The sequence below is a fragment of the Streptomyces sp. CNQ329 genome, from assembly GCF_000482585.1.
Genome location: NZ_AXVU01000032.1, coordinates 1 through 17,881 on the forward strand (window position 1 = coordinate 1; position 17,881 = coordinate 17,881).

General features: G+C 73.1%; 18 protein-coding genes and 1 pseudogene. 14 read left to right on the plus strand and 5 right to left on the minus strand.

The genetic code is table 11. The features are described 5' to 3' along the window. A pseudogene (locus I003_RS0120955) lies at window positions 1–235 on the plus strand (hypothetical protein); the annotation flags it as partial. 59 nt (window positions 236–294) lie between these two features. Here the strand turns inward: I003_RS0120955 and I003_RS32775 are convergent. The 3 genes from I003_RS32775 to I003_RS0120970 are packed head-to-tail and all read right to left on the minus strand — an operon-like array spanning window position 295 to window position 2,544. Further along, window positions 295–915, minus strand: coding sequence for an ABC transporter substrate-binding protein (locus tag I003_RS32775; protein ID WP_486584315.1), 621 nt, complete (start codon window positions 913–915; stop codon window positions 295–297). Window positions 916–968: 53 nt separating this feature from the next. Further along, window positions 969–1,643, minus strand: coding sequence for a branched-chain amino acid ABC transporter ATP-binding protein (locus tag I003_RS0120965; protein WP_078564231.1), 675 nt, complete (start codon window positions 1,641–1,643; stop codon window positions 969–971). A 10-nt stretch (window positions 1,644–1,653) separates the two neighbouring features. Next, window positions 1,654–2,544, minus strand: a complete 891-nt coding sequence (locus I003_RS0120970; protein ID WP_486584316.1) for an ABC transporter ATP-binding protein — start codon at window positions 2,542–2,544, stop codon at window positions 1,654–1,656. A 74-nt stretch (window positions 2,545–2,618) separates the two neighbouring features. Here I003_RS0120970 and I003_RS0120975 point away from each other — a divergent pair, with 74 nt between their 5' ends. Together I003_RS0120975 and I003_RS0120980 are read left to right on the plus strand one after the other, a co-directional pair. Further along, complete coding sequence (locus I003_RS0120975; RefSeq protein ID WP_027773304.1) at window positions 2,619–4,232, plus strand: long-chain fatty acid--CoA ligase; 1,614 nt, start codon at window positions 2,619–2,621, stop codon at window positions 4,230–4,232. A gap of 134 nt (window positions 4,233–4,366) precedes the next feature. Continuing rightward, entirely contained in the window at window positions 4,367–4,786 is a 420-nt protein-coding gene (locus tag I003_RS0120980) for a VOC family protein (protein ID WP_027773305.1), read from the plus strand. 48 nt (window positions 4,787–4,834) lie between these two features. Here the strand turns inward: I003_RS0120980 and I003_RS36145 are convergent, their stop codons facing one another. After that, complete coding sequence (locus I003_RS36145; RefSeq protein ID WP_158689010.1) at window positions 4,835–5,236, minus strand: aldolase/citrate lyase/malate synthase family protein; 402 nt, start codon at window positions 5,234–5,236, stop codon at window positions 4,835–4,837. Between the two features lie 316 nt (window positions 5,237–5,552). Between I003_RS36145 and I003_RS0120995 the strand changes: the two genes are divergently transcribed. The 11 genes from I003_RS0120995 to I003_RS0121045 all read left to right on the plus strand — a co-directional run bounded on the left by I003_RS0120995 (window position 5,553) and on the right by I003_RS0121045 (window position 16,976). Next, window positions 5,553–5,981, plus strand: a complete 429-nt coding sequence (locus tag I003_RS0120995; protein ID WP_027773307.1) for a thioesterase family protein — start codon at window positions 5,553–5,555, stop codon at window positions 5,979–5,981. Window positions 5,982–6,272: 291 nt separating this feature from the next. Further along, a complete protein-coding gene (locus I003_RS32780) occupies window positions 6,273–7,367 on the plus strand; it encodes a hypothetical protein (protein WP_051368366.1) in 1,095 nt (364 codons plus the stop codon). A gap of 228 nt (window positions 7,368–7,595) precedes the next feature. Then, window positions 7,596–9,185 (plus strand): AMP-binding protein, encoded by a 1,590-nt coding sequence (locus I003_RS0121005; protein ID WP_027773308.1) that lies wholly within the window; start codon window positions 7,596–7,598, stop codon window positions 9,183–9,185. After that, on the plus strand, window positions 9,182–10,435 hold the full coding sequence (locus I003_RS0121010; RefSeq protein ID WP_027773309.1) for an acyl-CoA dehydrogenase family protein: 1,254 nt from the start codon (window positions 9,182–9,184) through the stop codon (window positions 10,433–10,435). Before I003_RS0121005 ends, I003_RS0121010 begins: the two co-directional genes overlap by 4 nt. 22 nt (window positions 10,436–10,457) lie before the next feature. Then, the gene (locus tag I003_RS0121015; protein ID WP_027773310.1) at window positions 10,458–11,201 is read left to right on the plus strand and encodes an enoyl-CoA hydratase/isomerase family protein; all 744 of its coding nucleotides are present in this window, start codon (window positions 10,458–10,460) and stop codon (window positions 11,199–11,201) included. Window positions 11,202–11,287: 86 nt separating this feature from the next. After that, window positions 11,288–12,223, plus strand: coding sequence for a VOC family protein (locus tag I003_RS0121020; protein WP_027773311.1), 936 nt, complete (start codon window positions 11,288–11,290; stop codon window positions 12,221–12,223). Further along, window positions 12,223–13,311: an acyl-CoA dehydrogenase family protein gene (locus I003_RS0121025; RefSeq protein ID WP_027773312.1), complete on the plus strand. Its 1,089-nt coding sequence runs from the start codon at window positions 12,223–12,225 to the stop codon at window positions 13,309–13,311. The genes I003_RS0121020 and I003_RS0121025 overlap by 1 nt, the downstream gene beginning before the upstream one ends. Window positions 13,312–13,691: 380 nt before the next feature. Next, window positions 13,692–14,051 (plus strand): UBP-type zinc finger domain-containing protein, encoded by a 360-nt coding sequence (locus I003_RS0121030; RefSeq protein ID WP_027773313.1) that lies wholly within the window; start codon window positions 13,692–13,694, stop codon window positions 14,049–14,051. Between the two features lie 19 nt (window positions 14,052–14,070). Continuing rightward, on the plus strand, window positions 14,071–15,003 hold the full coding sequence (locus I003_RS0121035; RefSeq protein ID WP_027773314.1) for a DUF5996 family protein: 933 nt from the start codon (window positions 14,071–14,073) through the stop codon (window positions 15,001–15,003). Window positions 15,004–15,071: 68 nt separating this feature from the next. After that, window positions 15,072–15,494: a VOC family protein gene (locus tag I003_RS0121040; RefSeq protein WP_199784330.1), complete on the plus strand. Its 423-nt coding sequence runs from the start codon at window positions 15,072–15,074 to the stop codon at window positions 15,492–15,494. A 126-nt stretch (window positions 15,495–15,620) separates the two neighbouring features. Beyond that, a complete protein-coding gene (locus I003_RS0121045; protein WP_037721332.1) occupies window positions 15,621–16,976 on the plus strand; it encodes a glutamine synthetase family protein in 1,356 nt (451 codons plus the stop codon). 21 nt (window positions 16,977–16,997) lie between these two features. Here I003_RS0121045 and I003_RS0121050 read toward each other — a convergent pair whose 3' ends face one another. Then, window positions 16,998–17,870, minus strand: coding sequence for a GntR family transcriptional regulator (locus tag I003_RS0121050; protein ID WP_027773317.1), 873 nt, complete (start codon window positions 17,868–17,870; stop codon window positions 16,998–17,000). Window positions 17,871–17,881: the final 11 nt, after the last annotated feature.

The following is a 17,881-nucleotide window of genomic DNA, read 5'->3' on the forward strand; positions in this document are numbered from 1 at the left end:
CGCCGACCGGCTCCCGGCCGTCCCACCAGACCTGCCCGAGCACCCGGACTACCCCCGCATCCTCGCCGTCTTCAACGGTGCGACCGGACCGCTACGGGCCCGGGATGTCTGCGAAGCCCTCGATCACGAACTGCTGCCGAAGAACATCGAGGGCACCCGCGCCAAGCTGAAACGCCTGGTCAAGCTCGGCATCATCACCGAGATCGACACGGGCAGCTTCGCCAGGAAGCAATAGCCGACCAAGCCCCGCGACCACCAGCCCTGCCCCAACCTCACCAGGAAACGGACATCAGATCACGAACCGCCCTCTGAGACAAGTCCAGAACAGCAGGTCAATCGCTCGCCGAGGGACATCGGAAACGCGAACCTACACTCGCCGCCCTGCCTGGTCACCTCCGTGCCCGTTCCGTTGGCCAGCATGTAGGTGTCGTACGCCCAGGCGTAGGTGTACGGGTTGCAGGAGGCGCCGGTCAGCTCCGTGGTCGCGGCGCCGATGTTGAAGTACAGCTTCTTCGACTGTTCGGCGATGGTCGCCACGGCGAGCGCCGCGGAGGACGTCGGCACGTCGAAGACGGCGTCGGCCTTCTCGCGCTCGTACATGTTCCGCGCCTGGGTGTTGGCGACGTCGGGCTTGTTCTGGTGGTCGGCCGAGACGACGTCGATGTCGTCGGTGACCGCGTCGTCGCCGTGCTTCTTCTCGAAGTCCGCGACGGCCATCTCCACCGCGGTGACCGCATCCTCCCCGGCCAGTTCGGCGTACACGCCGGAGAGGTCGGTGAGCACCCCCAGCGTGATCCCGTCGTCGCTGATCTTCCCGCCGCCGGAGCCCGGTCCGCCTCCGCCGCACCCTGCCAGCAGCGACCCCGCCACCACCGTGGCCGTGGCCACCGCGGCTTTGGACCATGTGTGTCCCATGCTTCCTCCTTGAAGTGGTCGAGGTGGCCGGTACGGCCGTGGCGACGGCCGGGCTACAGGCCCAGGTAGCCGAGGAGTTCGTGTTCGCGCTCCCGCACGTCGTCGTTGGCCAGCGACTCGGCGATCCGGCCGCGGTCCAGCAGGTAGTGGCGGTCGGCGACGGTGGTGGCGAAGCGCAGGTTCTGCTCGACGAGCAGCACCGCCGTGCCGAGCCGCTTGGCCTCGCGCAGGATCCCGCCGATGCGCTCGACGACGATCGGCGCCAGACCCTCGGTGGGTTCGTCGCAGAGCAGCACCCGGGCACCGGTGCGGAGTACCCGGGCGAGCGCGAGCATCTGCTGTTCGCCGCCGGAGAGCCTGCCGCCGGGACTCCGGCGGCGTTCGCCGAGCGCCGGGAACTCCTCGTAGACGCGCGCCAGCGGCCAGGGCGAAGTCCCCTTCGCCGGGGGCAGGGTGAGGTTCTCCTCCACGGTCAGGCCCGCGTAGATGCCCCGGTCGTCGGGGACGTACCCGAGGCCGCGGCGGGCCCTGCGGTGGGGCGGTACGGCGCTCAGGTCCCGGCCCTGAAGGCGAACGGTCCCCGCCGCGCCGCGGTGCAGGCCCATCACGCAGCGCAGGAGTGTGGTCTTTCCCGCTCCGTTGCGGCCCACGAGGGTCACGACCTCGCCGGCCCCGACGTCCAGGGACACCTCGCGCAGCACCTCGGCCTCGTCGTAGTGGGCGGTCACGCCCCGCACCTCAAGCAACGCCGGCCCCCAGGTACGCCTCGACGACCCGCGGGTCGGAACGGACGGTGCGGTACGGGCCTTCCACGAGCACCCGGCCGCGCTGGAGCACCGTGACGGTGTCGGCGAGCGAGCCGACGACGCTCATGTTGTGCTCGACCAGCACCACCGTGCGGCCTGTGCGGATGCGGTCCACCAGGGCGACGGTGCGATCCACGTCCTCCAGGCCCATGCCTGCCGTCGGCTCGTCGAGCAGCAGCACGCGGGGATCGAGGGCGAGGGCGAGCGCCAGTTCCAGCGCGCGCTTCTGCCCGTACGGCAGGCTGCCCGCCGGTGCCTCGGCCCGTCCGGCCAGGCCCACCTCGTCCAGCAGTTCCAGCGCCCGGCCGGTGAACCGCGCCAGCAGCCTGTCGGAACGCCAGAACCGGCGGCCCAGGCCCGTACCGGCCTGGAGCGCCAGTTCCAGATGGGCGCGCGCCGTCACCGCCGGGAAGAGACTGGTGAACTGGAAGGAGCGGGCCACCCCCAGACGCGCCACCCGCTCGGGCGGCAGCCCGGTGATGTCCTGCCCCGCCACGTCGATGCGCCCCGCCGACGCCGGCAGAAAGCCGGTCAGCAGGTTGAACAGCGTGGTCTTCCCGGCCCCGTTGGGGCCGACGAGGGCGTGGACGGTGCCCTCCGCGACGGCCAGGTCCACCTCGTCGACGGCGCGGAAGCCGTCGAACGCCTTGGTCAGGCCGTGGGTGGACAGGATGGCGCGCGGGAGCGGGGGGGTGGCTTCGCTCGTCCTTCTCGTCGTGCTCGTCATGCCGACCTCGGATGCCGCGGGTGGGGAGCCAGCCGACAGGGCGTCGGTGTCGGGGAGAACGTAGAAGCGGACGGCACGCGCGACTACAGAGAACATCTCCACAAGGAGAGGGTGCGGAGTGGGGGATTCATCCGTGGTCCGGGTCCGGGGCCCCGGTCAACATGTCCGCCATGGCGATGATGGACATCCCGCTCACCAGTTGGCTGCTGTTCGACCACGGGCCGCGCTACTTCCACGACACCGAGGTCGTCACCCGCCTCCCGGACGGCAGCGAGCACCGTTACACCTACGCGGACTTCGGCCGCCGCGCCCAGCAGCTCATGCACGCGCTCGACGACCTCGCGCTGCCGCGGGGCGCCCGGGTGGCCACCCTCGCCTGGAACGGCTACCGGCACCTGGAGGCGTACTGGGCGGTGCCCTGCACCGGGCGGGTGCTGCACACCCTCAACGTGCGGCTGTCCGCGGACGAACTCGCCTACGTCGTCAGGCACGCCGGCGACCGGGCCGTCCTCGTGGACGCGGACCTGCTGCCGCTGCTGGAGCAGGTGGCGGAGCGCGGCGGGCTCGCCGACGTGGAACACGTGGTGGTCCTCGGCGACCGGGTGCCGCCCGGCACCACGCTGCCGGGCGCCGTCGCCTACGAAGAGCTCATCGCCGCCCGGCCCGGGACGTACGAGCCGCGTGAGATCGACGAGCGGGCGCCGCTCGGCCTGTGCTACACCTCCGGCACCACGGGGCGGCCCAAGGGCGTGGTCTACACCCACCGCTCGACCATGCTGCACGCCGTCGCCGGCTCGTCCCGGGCCGCGATGTCGATCGGCCCGGGGGATGCGGTGCTGCCGGTGGTGCCGATGTTCCACGCCAACGCCTGGGGCCTGCCCTACACCGCCACCCCTTACGGCGCCAAGCAGGTGTTCTACGGCGGGCCGCTGGACGCCGCCGCGCTGGTGGACCTGATGGCCGCCGAGCGTGTCACCGTCGCCGCCGGCGTGCCGACGGTGTGGATGGCCGTGGCGGACGCGCTGGCCGCCCGCGGCGGCGGACTGCCGGACGTGCGGCACCTGCTGTGCGGCGGGGCGCGGCCGGCCCGGGCACTCATCGAGCGCTACCGCACCGAGTTCGGCATCCCGCTGGTGCAGATCTGGGGAATGACGGAGACGTCACCGCTGGCCAGCTTCGCCTGGCCGAAGGAGCACATGCGGGACTGGGACGAAGAGCGGCTCGCCGACGCCGTCCGCGGCATGGCGGGACTGCCCCTGCCGGGGGTGCAGACGCAGATCCGCGGCGACGACGGGCGCCCGCTGCCCTGGGACGGCGCGTCGATGGGCGAGCTGCTGGTGCGCGGGCCCTGGGTGGCCGACGCCTATCTCGGCGACGAGGGCGGCGGGCCGTTCACCGAGGACGGCTGGTTCGCCACCGGCGACATCGCGACCGGCTCGCCCGACGGCTACTTCGTCATCACCGACCGGGCCAAGGACCTCGTGAAGTCGGGCGGGGAGTGGATCTCCTCGGTCGACATGGAGTCGGCGGTGATGTCGATGGACGCGGTCGCCGAGGCGGCGGTGGTCGCGGTGCCGGACGAGAAGTGGTCGGAGCGACCGCTGGTGTGCGTGGTGCTCCGCCCCGGCGCAGCGGTGACCCTGGACGAGGTGCGGGCGCACCTGGAGCGGAGCGGCTTCGCGCGCTGGCAACTGCCCGACCGCGTGGAGCTGGTGGATGCCGTGCCGCGTATCGGCACCGGCAAGTTCGACAAGAAGGCACTGCGTGCCCGCTTCGACTCCTGAGACCGGCCGCCGACCGGCGGGAGTCCGCGCCGGGCGGGCCTGGGACCAGCGCCCGATGGGCGGCCGGCGGCGCCTTTCCCTAGGCTGCCTGACAGCGCCCGTTCCCGATGACCGCACCGCTCAGGAGGCAGCACGTGCCGGCCGACGCCACGGCTCATGTCCGCATCGCCCGCCCGTCCCGCGACCTTGCGGCGGCGGAACGATTCTGGCACTCGGGTCTCGGCCTCGACGTCCAGTACCGGCACACCGCGGACGGCACCTCCGGCGACCACTCGCTGCTCATGGTCGGCTGGCCGGAAGCCGCCTGGCACCTCGAACTCGTCCACGACCCCGCCGACCCCGTCGAGCCGCGGCCCACCGCCGAGGACCTGCTGGTGGTGTACCTCGGCGAACCGGTGCCCGACTCTCTGGTGGAACGGCTCGAACGGCACGGCGGCAGGCGGGTACCCGCTCACAACCCGTACTGGGACACCTGGGGTGTGACCCTCCGGGACCCCGACGGCTATCTGCTGGTGCTGTCCACCCGGGTCTGGTCCGGTCACAAGCGGGGCTAGCCGATCGCAGGCGGCCGGCCTCGCGGGGCGCGGCGCCGCGGTGCGTCCTCACGCCGGGCGGATCCCCGGCCAGCGGGGGCGCGGCGCGTCGTCCTCGCGGAAGACGGCGGCAAGGTCCAGCCGCCCGGCGAGCAGCAGTTCGTGCGCGTAGGCGGCGTGCACCTGCTCCAGTTGCGCCGGGTGGATGCACGGCTTGCCGCCGAAGCCCCAGTCCCGGCCGCGGCCGGCGGCCCGGGACACGGCCGGGGCGTCGCGCACCGCCGTGGTGACGCCGTCGACGGGCGCGGGCAGGCCGTGCGCGGCCGACCAGCGGACGAGATCCGCCCGCGCGGGGTCGAGCGCCGGGCCGTCGCTCCGGGCACGCCGGCCGCGGGGCGTCCGCCGCCACGGACGCGACCGCCCCGGGCTCGCCCGAGGACGCGCAGCAGGTTCTCGACCAGTCTCTGCCACCGTGTGCGTGCATGAGAGGGAAACACGGTGGTCACAGGGGCGGAAGGCGGAAATCCGCGAGAGGGGTATCAGCCGCGGTGAGGGCGCCGCCGGGAGTGCGCCGGCCGCGGTGCGTCCCTGCACCGTTGCCACCCCTTGACCGACCTGTCAGTGTGCTGCTGATCGACGGCGCCCACGCCCGCGTCGTCCCCGACGACCGCACGGCGATCCGTCCGCGCACGCCCACCGCCGCACGCCTCGTCTCCTGCGCCCGGGGGCCGGCCCCGACACACGGCCGGGGCGTGGGCCCACCTCAGGGCGACTGATGGAGGAGCTGATGGAGCTGTCACTCGAACCCGGCCTGCGCGCCACGTTGAACTACCGGGTCCCCGAGCACCGCACGGTGCCGCACCTGCTGCCGGAATCGGACCAGTTCACGGCCATGCCGGCCGTCCTCGCCACCGGCTACCTCGTCGGGCTCGTCGAATGGACCTGCATGCAGGCGCTCGTGCCGCACATCCCGTCGGACAAGCGCACCCTGGGCGTGCACGTCGACCTCAGCCACGAAGCTCCCACACCGCCGGGATCGACGGTCAGGATCGAGGCCGTCCTCAAGACCGTCGACGGCCGGCGTCTGCTGTTCGACGTCACCGCCAGCGACGAGGCCGCCGTCGTGTGCCGCGGCACCCACCGCCGTGCCGTCGTCGACCTGGACCGCTTCGAGTCCGCGATCACCGCCCGCAGAACCCGCCCGGTCGACGCCTGAGGCGAGGGCTCACTCTGCCGGTCATGCGAGCGGATGCGCCCCGGGCAACCGTCAACATGCACCGCGCCATGCGTACGGAGCGGTGGCGGTGTTAGCCCTGTCGGGGTCGATCGCGGGCGGGATCGGGGCCTGCGGCCGGGGCCGGGCCTAGGTTCTCTTGTACACGAGCGATTGCGGCGCAGGGGCTGATCCGAGCGGTCGGCCCCTGGCGGCAGCGCCGGCGGCATGCGGGGTGACGCCGCGTGCCGCCGCCCGCGATGCCCCCCAGGCCCCCGACCCCTGGAGCCCCGGTTGTCCCACCCGCCCTCCGGCCGCCTCCGCCGTGACGACCACGGTGGCCAGGCCCGACTGTGCCCGGAGAGTCATCTCCGGGAGGTTTTCCCGCGCGTTCGGCGGTACCTCGATACGTTCATCGACCGCCTGTACGGGACCCGGCACCCGATACTCCACGCCGCGCTGAAGACGCTCGTCGCCCGCGGCCGGCGCGACCCCCAGGAGTTCGCACTGCCCCTCCTCGTCCACGGGGCGATCCGCGGCGGTACCGAACCCGCCGTGCCGGTCGCGGCGGTGCACGCGCTGTGGTGGCGGGCGGCCAACGCGCTCGACGACCTGGCCGACGGTGACGCCGGCCCGCGGACGTACGGGATGGACCGGGGCGCGGCGCTGACCGCCGTGCTGGAGTGCGGCTACGGACTGCCGCTGCGCGTGCTCGCCGCGCTGCCGGCACCCGAACCGCTGCGCCGTGTCCTGGCCGCGGACTACCTGGAGAGCTGGAGCGCCGCCACCGACGGCCAGCTCGGCGACCTCCTCAACGACCCGCGGGAGGTGGGGCCCGAGGAGGTGTGCGAGGTGTACCGGAAGAAGAGCGGCGCGGTCTACGCCATGGCCTGCGTCCTGACCGCCCGGCTGGCCCACGGCGCCCGGTCGGCCGTCCCCGGTCCGGAAGCGGACGAGGTCGCGGCATGGGGTGAGTTCGGCGAGATCCTGGGGATCCTGGCGCAGCTCCGCAACGATCACGAGGACCTGCGCGACGGCGCCGGGTCGGACCTGCGCAACGGGACCGCCACCTACCGCCTCGCGCAACTGCTGCACGGGACCGGTTCGGCCGCCGGGGAGCGGGCGCGGCTGCTGGTCGGCCGGGCCGCCGTCTCCGAACCCCACCACCGCGAACTCACCGCGCTGCTCCGGTCCCCGGAAGTGGCGCGCCCCTGCAACCGGCTCCTCGCCGGGCTGCGCCACCGCGCCCACGGCCTGCTGGACGTCCTTTCCCCCGGGTCCCCCTCCACCGCCCTGCTGCGTGCCCGGGTCGACGCCGAGGCCCGGCCGCTCGATGCACCCGGGCGGCAACAACGCCCCCTCGCCCCGCCGATGGCCGACCGCACGTGAACCCGGGTTCCAGCATCCGGACAGGATCGGCAGATCCGGAGCCGCCGTAACACGGCGCTATGCAGCGTGAGTTGGCTGCCCAGCGCTCCGGGCGCCGGTGGGGCGCGCGTCCCAGCGCCCTTGCGAGCGCCATTCTTTCGTGGTCCGATGTTGACGACCTTGGTGGTCAAAAGCAGATCGACTGTCGCAACCGAATCAGCGCCGCCCAAAGCGAAGCAAGAGGTTCGAATGCGCAACGAAACGCTGGAGAGCCTTGTCCTCGGCGATGTGCTCCGAGAACGGGCCGCAACCCATCGGACCGAGACCTTCCTCAAGTTCCACGAGGGCGACGTCACGTACGGCGAGGTCGACTCGATGGCCGACCGCGTGGCCCAGGGACTGGTCACCGCGGGCATCGACCGGGGCGACCACGTCGGCGTGATGCTCCCCAACTGTGCCGACTTCATCCACGTGATCTTCGCGCTGGCCCGGCTGGGGGCCGTGGCCGTGCCGATCAACATCAGCTACCGCGGCGAGCTGCTCCGGCACGTGCTGCACACCTCCGACGCCTCGGCGCTGATCATCGACGCGCAGTACGCCGACAGGCTGCCGGCGGTGGCCGCGCGCCTGCCCGATCTGGGCCGCGTCATCGTCCGTACCGAGAACGCCTCCGACGTCGCGCTCCACCGGCTCGGCAAGCCCGCCGCGACGCTGTCCAGTCTCCTGTCCCACGGCGCGGAGCCCCCGCGGGCCGACGTCGGCTTCGGCGATCTCCAGGCGATCATGTACACCTCGGGCACCACGGGCCCGTCCAAGGGCGCGATGGTCCCGCACGCCCTGGCGCTGACGTGCGCGCTGGACTCGCTGGACTTCCTCGACAGGTGGGGCAAGACCACCTACTGCCCGCTGCCGCTGTTCCACGCCGCCGGGCTCTGGGACGGCGTGCTGTCCGCGCTCCTCGCCGGCGGCTCCATCGCCATCGTCGAGCGCTTCAGCGCCTCGCGGTTCTGGGACGACGTGCGGAGATTCGACGCACAGGTCGCCATGAGCGTCTTCTCGATGATCCCGATCCTGCTCAACCAGCCGCGGACCGAGCGCGACCGGGATCATCCGCTGGAGACCTTCTACATGGGCAAGTCGAGCCTCGACGAACCGCTGCTGGAGCGTTTCGGGGTCCGCTCCGTGGAGACCTACACCAGCACGGAGGTCGGGATAGCCACCGCGAGCCCGTACGGCGAGTGGCGGCTCGGGTCGTGCGGGCAGGCCCACGAGGAGCGATTCGAGGTGGCGGTGGTCGACGAGTGGGACCGCGAGGTCGGGACGGACGAGCCGGGCGAGCTGGTCGTACGCCCCAGGCAGCCGTTCGTGATCACGACCGGGTACTACGGCTCCCCGGACGCCACGGCCGACTGCTTCCGCAACATGTGGTTCCACACCGGCGACCGCGTGTGGCGTGACGCCGACGGCTACTTCTACTTCCTCGACCGGATGAAGGACGCCATCCGGCGCCGCGGCGAGAACATCTCGGCCTTCGACCTGGAGTGCGAGGTCAATCTGCACCCCGCGATCCTGGAGTCGGCCGCCACCGGCGTGCCCTCGGAGCTGGAGGACGAGGACGTCAAGCTGTGGGTCGTCCTGCGGCCGGGAGCGTCGCTGGAGCCCGCCGAACTGGTGGAGTTCTGCACCGAGCGGCTGCCCCGCTCGATGGTCCCGCGCTACGTCGAGTTCATCGACGCCCTGCCGCGCACGCCCACCGACAAGGTCGCCAAGTACCGCCTGCGGGCCGAGGGGGACCACGGCCTCACCCCCGCCACCTGGGACCGGGAGGAGGAGCGGTGAACTGGGAGGACACCCCGGAGCAGGCGGCCTTCCGGCAGGAGGTGCGCGCCTTCGTATACGACCGCTTCCCGCCGGCGTACGCGCCCGATCCCGGGGCCGAGCAGAGCCTCGAACCCGAGGACGTCTGGGGCTACAACTGGCCGGCCGACCGGGTCAGCGACGACCCGGCGCGCCGCGACGGGGCCCGCGCGTGGGCGGCGGCCCTCGCCGAGCGCGGCTGGATAACGCCGCACTGGCCGGCCGAGTACGGCGGGGCGGGGCTGTCGGTCCTGGAGGAGTTCATCCTCCAGGAGGAGATGATGCGCGCCCGGGTTCCCACCGTGAACGGGATCGGCGCCTTCCTGCTCGGCCCGACGCTCCTGCAGCACGGCACAGGCGAGCAGCGCGCCGCGCACCTGCCGCCGATCGCCCGCGGCGAGGTGACCTGGGCGCAGGGCTTCTCGGAGCCGGGCGCCGGGTCGGACCTCGCCTCGCTGCGCACCCGCGCGGTCCGCGAGGGCGACGAGGCCACCGGCACGTACACGGTCAACGGGCAGAAGGTGTGGACCTCCCTCGGGCAGTACGCCGACTGGCTGTTCGTGCTCGTACGCACCGATCCGCAGGCGTCGCGGCCACACCGGGGCATCACCTTCCTGCTGGTGGACGCGGCCTCTCCCGGCGTGACGATCCGCCCGATCACCGACATCCGCGGGGCGGCGCCGTTCTGCGAGATCTTCTTCGAGGACGTGCGGGTGCCGGCGGCCAACCGGGTCGGCGAGGAGAACCGCGGCTGGTACGTCGCGATGACCGCGCTGAGCTTCGAGCGGGCCGGTATCGGCGCCACGATCAAGTACGAGCAGGCGCTCTCCGAACTCGTCGGCTACCTCCGCTCGCCGGAGGGCCGCGCCTTCCTCCGGGACGATACGAGGGCCGCGCTCCGCCAGGAGATCGCCCGCCGCCACACCGAGATCCGGGTGCAGTACAACCTCGCCCGGTACACGGTGTCCCGGCAGGCGGCCGGCGGGGTGCCCGGCTACGAGGCGTCGGTCAACCAGCTCTTCGGTGCCGAGCTGCACCAGCGCCTGGCCCGTACGGGCGCCTCGGCCTTCGGCCGGTCCGCCCAGCTCTGGCAGCGCCGCGACGCGCCGCTCGGAGCCGTCTTCACCCACATGTCCCGCGACTCCGTCGCCTCCACCTTCCTCGGTGGCGCGGCGGAGATCCAGCGTGACGTGATCGCCACCCGGGGCCTGAACCTGCCTCGCAGCCGATGACGACGAAGGAGGAGTCCTCTCCATGTACGAAACCCTCGACCTGAAGATCGAGGAGCGGGTCGCCTGGCTCACCCTGAACCGGCCCGAGAAGCTCAACGCGCTCACCCCGACGACGATGCGCGAACTCCGCCGGTTCTTCACCGAGGTGGACGACGACGAGGACGTCTGCGTGGTGGTGCTGCGTGGTGCCGGTGAGCGCGCCTTCTGCGCGGGCATGGACCTTGGCTGGTCGGAGCAGCTCACCAAGCAGGAGCGGGTGGAGCAGGGCAGGCTCGGCGAGAAGACGTTCGCGATGATGGAGCGGCTGTCCGTCCCGGTCGTCGCCGCGGTGCACGGCTATGCCGTCGGCGGCGGGCTGGAGCTGGCCCTGGCCGCCGACTTCATCGTCGCCTCCGACAACGCGAAGATGGGCCTGGTCGAGATCACGCTGTCCGCCCGTCCGCCGTACCGGCCGAAGATGACCGAGGACGGCGACCCGGACCAGCCGGAGTTCGGCGGGTCCGCGCCCGGCTGGGGTGGCGTCAAGCGGCTGCCGCGGCGGGTCGGCAAGGCGATGGCCAAGGAGCTGCTGTTCACCGGCGTCCGGCTCGACGCCGCGCGGGCCCAGCAGATCGGCCTGGTCAACGACGTGTACCCGGCCGACGAGTTCGACAAGCGGGTCGGCGAGCTGGCCGAGCGGATCGCGGCGATGAACCGGTACAACCTGCGCCTCGTGAAGGAACTGGTGACCAACGAGTACGACTGGATCGAGCCGCACCCCAGTTGAGCCGCACCCCAGTTGAGCCGCACCCCGGTTGAGGTGCACCCCCGGCTGAGCCGGTCCCGGCTGAGCGGAAGCGAAGAGGAGGATCTGTGCGGATTTACCGGATCGACCACATCGGCCAGGTCGCGCCGGAACTGGAGCCGCAGGTGGCGCTCCTGGAGGGCTTGTTCGGGTTCCGGCGCATCCGGAGCTGGGACAACCCCGGCGAGGGCTGCCGCGGCGTACGGCTGGCGCTGCCGGGCGACCCCGGGCACACCTGGGAGGTGCTGGCGCCCGCCGGGGAGCGGTCCTCGATCCGGGAGTTCCTCGACGCCCAGGGCGGTCGCCCGGGGCTGCACCACGTCGCCGCCGAGGTCCCCGACCTCGGGGCCGTACGCGCCGAGCTGGAGACGCTCGGCGTCAAGGCGGCCGGCGGCGGGGCCGGGGACTGGCTGGAGGCGTCGCTGTCGCCGCCCGAGCGCGGTCCCGGCGTGCTGTTCCGGCTGCGCGGTCCCGGCGGCCACGGCCTGTGCGGGGACGGGCCGTCCGTACCGGCGACCGCCGAGCCCCCGGGCGCACCCTCGCTCGGCGTCGTCGCCCTCGACCACGTCTGCCAGGCGTTCCCCGACCGCGACGAGCTGGCCCGCTGGTACGAGCGGCTCGCCGGCTTCGTCCAGGTCTGGCGGACGCCCGAGGACGAGCACCCGGACATGGCGGACCTCGTGCTGAACATCCCCGGATCGACGATCTGCTGGGAGGTCATCATGCCGCGCGGCGAGGACTCGTTCATCGAGCGGTTCTGGAACAAGAACGGCGCCGCCGCGCATCACGTGACGTTCGAGGTCGCCGACTGGGAGCGGGCCATGGCGGCGTGCGCGCACCACGACGTGCCCACGTTCGGCGAGAACGACGGCAGCACCGACGGCGCCGCCTGGCGCGACACGTTCATCCACCCGAAGCACACCGGAGGCGTGCTCGTGCAGCTCTTCTGGGAGGAGCGGCCCGGCGTGTGGGTGCGGTCCGACAAGATCCCGCCGGAGAACTGATGGACCTGACGCTCACCGAGGAGCAGGAGCTGATCAAGGCCACCGCCCGCGATCTGCTGGAGTCGCGGAGCGCGGGCGCCGGGGCGCGCGCGATGGCGGACGGGCCCGCCGGCTACTCCGCCGCGCTGTGGAAGGAGATGGTCGAGCTCGGCTGGACCGGGCTGGCGCTGCCGGAGGCCCACGGCGGTGTCGGCGCAGGCTTCCTGGAACTGTGTCTGGTCGTCGAGGAGATGGGGCACTTCCAGGTGCCCAGCCCCTTCGTGTCCACGGTGGTGTGCTGCGGGCTGCCGCTGGCCGGGTTCGCCACCGAGGCGCAGCAGGCGCGGTGGCTCGGGGCGATCGCCCGCGGCCGGGTCATGAGCGCCGTGCCGGGCGACTGGGACGGCACGGGTGGCGGGATCACCGCGGCCGAGCGGGACGGCGGGTACGTCCTCGACGGCACCGCCCTGTTCGTGCCGTACGCGCACGCCGCCGAGGACCTGCTCGTCGTGCCCGCCGAGGGACCGGCGCTGGTGGTGGACACCGCCTCGCACGGCGTCGTCCGCGAGCCGCTCGACGCGATCGGCGCCGACCGGCCGCACCGGGTCCGCTTCGACGGGGTGAGCGTGCCCCGCGACCGCGCCCTGTCCGCCGGCCGCCCGGTCGCCGAGGCGATCGACGCCTACGGCGCCGCCGCCACCTGCGCCGCGATGGTCGGAGCGGCCCAGCGGGTCCTCGACATGACGGTCGCGTACGCCGCGGAGCGCGAGCAGTTCGGCCGGCCCATCGGCGCCTTCCAGGCGGTCCAGCACCACTGCGCGAACATGGCCGTCGACGTGCTGAGCGCGCGCTTCATGGCGTACGAGGCGATCTGGCGGCTGGCGAACGGACTGGACGCGGCGGAGGAGGTGTCGATGGCCAAGGCGTGGGTGAGCGAGGCGTGCCGGCGGGTCTGCGACACGGGCCACCAGGTGCACGGCGCGATCGGCTTCACCTACGAGCACGACCTGCACTTCCACTCCCGCCAGATGGCGGCGTGGGCGCTGGCCTTCGGCGACGCCGACCACCACTGGGACCGGCTGGCCGGCGGACTGGGTCTGCCGGCCTGACGGCACCCGCCCGGCGGTGCCGCGGGTGGCCGGACGTCCCGCTGCCCGCGGGTGACCGGCCACCGGCCCACCGCCGGGGGCGCGTGCGCACCCCCGCCGTGCCCGGTCCCGCCGCCCGGGTCCGCCGGGCGGCGGGCTGAGACGGCCGTGGCGCGTCGGGCCCCCGGCGCGGTTCGCGCCGCCGCGGGCCGAGCAGCCGGCTCCCCCCGTCGCGGTCACACATCTCCCAGGGGTTTCCCGGAGCCGGAGGACGGTGTCCGCTGCGCCGACCACCCGCCCTGCCGGCACCGCCCCGGTCGGCGGCCCGTGCTCCGTGCCTCCCGGCACCCGAACGGTCCTGCCGGAATGCCCGTCCCGGCCTTTCCGCTCAGCATGGAGGCATGGAAGCCGATGGGACACCCGGAATCGACCCCACCACCGCCCCCAGCGGGGAGGGCTGCGCCGAGTGCTTGGCCAGTGAGGCGCCGGGGTGGTGGTTCCATCTGCGGCGCTGTGCGGCCTGCGGGCACATCGGCTGCTGCGACTCGTCGCCTTCGCAGCACGCGAGCCGGCATGCCCGGGAGAGCGGGCATCCGGTGCTGACGAGTTTCGAGCCCGGAGAGGACTGGTTCTGGAACGCGGACACCGAGGAGTTCATGGAGGGGCCCGCGATGAGCCCGCCGACCGCGCGACCCGATGATCAGCCGGTGCCGGGGCCGGCGGGGAAGGTCCCGCCGGACTGGCAGCAGCGCCTCCACTGAAGCCGCCCGGGAGATGCCGATGACGAATGTGCCCCCCACCGCCGACCCGTGGCCGGCGCTGCGCGTCGCGGACTGGGCCGACACCCGCGAGACCCTCCACATGTGGACCCAGATCGTGGGGAAGGTCCGGCTGGCGCTGGCGCCGATGGTCAACCACTGGTGGCAGGTGGCGCTCTACGTCTCCGCCCGGGGCCTCACGACGTCGGCGATCCCGGGCCGGCGCACGTTCGACATGGAATTCGACTTCGTCGACCACCTGTTGCGGCTGCGCACCACGGCCGGGGCCGTGGAGACCGTCACGCTGGAGGCGAAGCCGGTCGCCGACTTCTACCGGGAGACGATGGAGGCGCTGGAGCGCGCCGGGATCGACGTCTCCATTCTGGCCCGCCCGGTCGAGGTGGAGGTGGCGATCCCGTTCGCCGAGGACCGTACCCACGCCTCGTACGACCCCGATCATGCCCGCGCCTTCTGGGGGCAGTTGGTGCAGGCTTCGCGGGTGCTGAGCGTGTTCCGTTCGCACTTCATCGGCAAGGCCAGCCCCGTGCACTTCTTCTGGGGCGGCATGGACCTGGCCGTCACCCGCTTCTCCGGCCGCACCGCGCCCACCCACTCCGGCTCCGCACCCAACTGCGCGCACTGGGTGATGACCGAGGGCTATTCGCACGAGCTGAGCAGCGCCGGTTTCTGGCCGGGCGGCGACGGCGAGGGCATGTTCTACTCGTACGCCTACCCGGAGCCGCCGGGCTTCAGCGAGCATCCGGTCCCGGCCGGGGGCTACTCGCAGGAGTGGAGCCAGTTCCTCCTTCCGTACGAGACGGTGCGCACCGCCTCCGACCCGGACGGCCTGCTGCTGGACTTCCTGCACTCCGCCTACGAGGCCGCCGCCGTCCACGGCGACTGGGATCGCGCCGCCCTGGAGGACAATCCCGCGCGGCGGGCCGCCCCGCGCTGACAGGAGGACCCGTGTCCGAACAGCAGTCGGCCATCGACCTGAAGAACCTGCCCGCTCCCGAGACCGGGATGGTCGTGACGCTCTTCCTGACCGTCAGGCGTGTCGCCCGCTCCCGGGCCTTCTACACCGAGGTGCTGGGCGGACAGGTCGTGCTGGAGGAGAACCCCTGCATCGTCAAGCTGGCCAATTCCTGGGTCATCATGAATCCGGGCGGCCCGCCGACCCCCGACAAGCCCAACATCTCGGTGGTGGACTACGAGCCCGGCGACACCGTCTCCAGCTTCATGAACCTCCGCGTCGCCGACATCGACGCCGTCCACCGGGAATGGAGCGCCAAGGGAGCGGCGTTCCTCACCCCGCCCCTCGACCGCGGGGCGGAGAAGCGCTGCTACCTGCGCGACCCCGACGGCTACCTCATCGAGGTCGGCCAGGCCACCGGCCTGCTCGAAGGCAGACTCGCGCGGAAGCGCCCCGAGGACCTGCCCGGCTGAACGGACGGTCCCCGGCGTGCCGTTGATCCGCCGGCCGGAGCGCCCGTGCGGCCGATCGGGTGAACGCCGTATCGGCTGTCGGAGTGGCGGGGGAGGGGGTGACCCGCCCGGCCGAATCATGGGGGCATGACTGTGCGTACCGCCGACGGGGCGGCCCCGGTGGATCGGGCGATGGCCGCCATGGCCGAGGCGGAGGTACGACTCATCGCGCTGAGCTGGGTCGACAACGCCGGCATCGGCCGGGTCAAGGCCGTGCCGCTCGCCCGTCTTCCCTACCTCGCGGTTCACGGCGTGGGGATGTCCCCGGTGTTCGACACCTTTCTCGTGGACGACTCGACGGCCCGCAGCGACGGCTTCGGCGGCCCGGTCGGCGACCTGCTCCTGCTCCCGGACCTGAACCGGCTCACCCGGCTCGCCGCTCAGCCCGGCTGGGCGTGGGCGCCGGCCGACCGGTACGGCCAGGACGGCGAACCGTACCCGGGATGCCACCGGTCCTTCGTCAACCGCATGGTGCGGGCCGCGGCCGGTCAGGGCCTGAGCCTGCGGATGGGATTCGAGACGGAGTGGAGCACCGGCCCCGGCGGCATCGGCGACGGACCGGCGTACGGGCTGTCCCGGCTGGCGGACTCCGGCGCGTACCTCCTCGACGTCGTCGACGCGCTCACCGCGCAGGGCGTGGAGGTCCTCCAGATCCACCCGGAGTACGAGCCGGGGCAGTTCGAGGTCTCGACCGCCGCCGAGGACCCGCTGGGCGCCGCCGACACCGCCGTTCTGGTCCGGCACACGGTGCGCGCCGTCTCCCACGCCCACGGCCTGCGGGCCTCCTTCGCGCCCCTGCCGGAGCCCTCCGGCATCGGCAACGGCGGTCACCTGCACCTGAGTCTGTGGCGCGGCGAGAAGAACCTGATGCACGGCGGTGCCGGGCCGCGCGGCATGACGCCGGAGGGCGAGGCGTTCCTCGCCGGCGTGTTGCGGTCACTGCCCGCCCTGACCGCCGTCGGCTGCCCCTCCCCCGCCAGCCATCTGCGGCTGGCACCGTCCCGTTGGACCGGCGCGTACGGCTGCTGGGGCTGGGAGAACCGGGAGGCGGCGCTGCGCTTCGTCACCGGACCGGCGGGCGAGTCGTCCCACCGGGCCAACGCCGAGCTGAAGTGCTTCGACCAGGCCGCCAACCCCTACCTCGTGGTGGGCTCCGTCATCGCCGCGGGCCTGGCGGGGTACGAGGAAGCGTCGCGCCTGCCGGAGGAGTTCACCGACGACCCGGCCCACGCCGGCCCCGGCGAGCTGGAGCGGCGCGGCATCGAACGGCTGCCGGCCGGCGTGGGGGAGGCGCTCGGCCACCTCAGTGGCTCGGTGGTGCTGCGCAAGGCGATGGGGGACCACCTCTTCGACGCGCTGCTCGCGGTACGCGCGGCGGAGGAGCGGCTCTTCGCCGGCCGGTCCCGCCAGGAGACCGTGGAAGCCACCCGCCGGCGGTACTGACGCGCGGAGCACCGCGGGCGATCAGCCGAGCAGGCGCCGCAGTTCCTCGGCGAGTTCGCGGGCCCGGTCCAGATCGGCCGGTGCCGGCGACCCGGTGCCGGAGGCACCGGGGGCGGCCTCGTCGGCTTCCGCGCCGGCGGCGTCGAGCGCGCTCAGTCGTACCGTCTCGGCGGTCTCGGAGACGTCGATGTCGAAGACGACGCGGTCGGCGCGGTGCCACGTGGTGAACCACTCCAGCGCGTGCCCGTGCTGGTCGGTGGTCTCGCCTTCGAGCATGAGCAGCGGCCCGCCCGGCTCGGTGCGCAGCGCCTCCGCGAGCATGTCGTCGGCGGCGACCGCGCGGACCTGCCGCCGGCCGCTGACCGGCCGCAGCCCGTAGTTCCGGGTGAGCAGCCGGTGCAGCGACGCGTCGGTCAGGTCCTCGGCGCGCAGCCCCGGCACCCTCGCGGCGGGCAGCCAGGTGCGTACGTATGCCAGCGGGTCGCCGCCGACGAGGCGGAGGCGTTCGAGGCGCAGCACGTCCGCCGTGTGCAGGAACGCCTGAGCCCGCGGCGGCGGCGTGCCGGGGCGCAGGGAGCGTACGACGGTGCGCAACTCCTGCCCGGCGACGGCGAACTGGTCGGACAGCCCGGTCGCCCGCTGGACCAGCCGCCGGTACTCGGCGGGCGACGCCACCAGCGTCGCCCGGCCCTGGCGGCGGATGACCAGGCCGTCCGCGGCGAGCCCGGCCACCGCCTGGCGCACGACGCTGCGCCCCACGCCGAACGCGGCGCACAACTTGGCCTCGCTGGGCAGGGGCGCCCCCGGCGGCAGGTCGTGGCCCAGGATCTGCTGGCGCAGGGACTGGGCGACCTGCTGGTGCAGGGGCCGCGGGTCACTTCTGTCGACTGCCATCGCCGGGGAGT

Coding starts and splice junctions, on each gene's coding strand:
- I003_RS0121050 (WP_027773317.1), bottom strand. CDS start 17,870: ATGGCAGTCGACAGAAGTGACCCGCGGCCCCTGCACCAGCAGGTCGCC.
- I003_RS0121005 (WP_027773308.1), top strand. CDS start 7,596: ATGCGCAACGAAACGCTGGAGAGCCTTGTCCTCGGCGATGTGCTCCGA.
- I003_RS0121030 (WP_027773313.1), top strand. CDS start 13,692: ATGGAAGCCGATGGGACACCCGGAATCGACCCCACCACCGCCCCCAGC.
- I003_RS0121040 (WP_199784330.1), top strand. CDS start 15,072: ATGGTCGTGACGCTCTTCCTGACCGTCAGGCGTGTCGCCCGCTCCCGG.
- I003_RS32775 (WP_486584315.1), bottom strand. CDS start 915: ATGGGACACACATGGTCCAAAGCCGCGGTGGCCACGGCCACGGTGGTG.
- I003_RS0121035 (WP_027773314.1), top strand. CDS start 14,071: ATGACGAATGTGCCCCCCACCGCCGACCCGTGGCCGGCGCTGCGCGTC.
- I003_RS0120975 (WP_027773304.1), top strand. CDS start 2,619: ATGGCGATGATGGACATCCCGCTCACCAGTTGGCTGCTGTTCGACCAC.
- I003_RS0120995 (WP_027773307.1), top strand. CDS start 5,553: ATGGAGCTGTCACTCGAACCCGGCCTGCGCGCCACGTTGAACTACCGG.
- I003_RS0121025 (WP_027773312.1), top strand. CDS start 12,223: ATGGACCTGACGCTCACCGAGGAGCAGGAGCTGATCAAGGCCACCGCC.
- I003_RS0121045 (WP_037721332.1), top strand. CDS start 15,621: ATGACTGTGCGTACCGCCGACGGGGCGGCCCCGGTGGATCGGGCGATG.
- I003_RS0121015 (WP_027773310.1), top strand. CDS start 10,458: ATGTACGAAACCCTCGACCTGAAGATCGAGGAGCGGGTCGCCTGGCTC.
- I003_RS0120970 (WP_486584316.1), bottom strand. CDS start 2,544: ATGTTCTCTGTAGTCGCGCGTGCCGTCCGCTTCTACGTTCTCCCCGAC.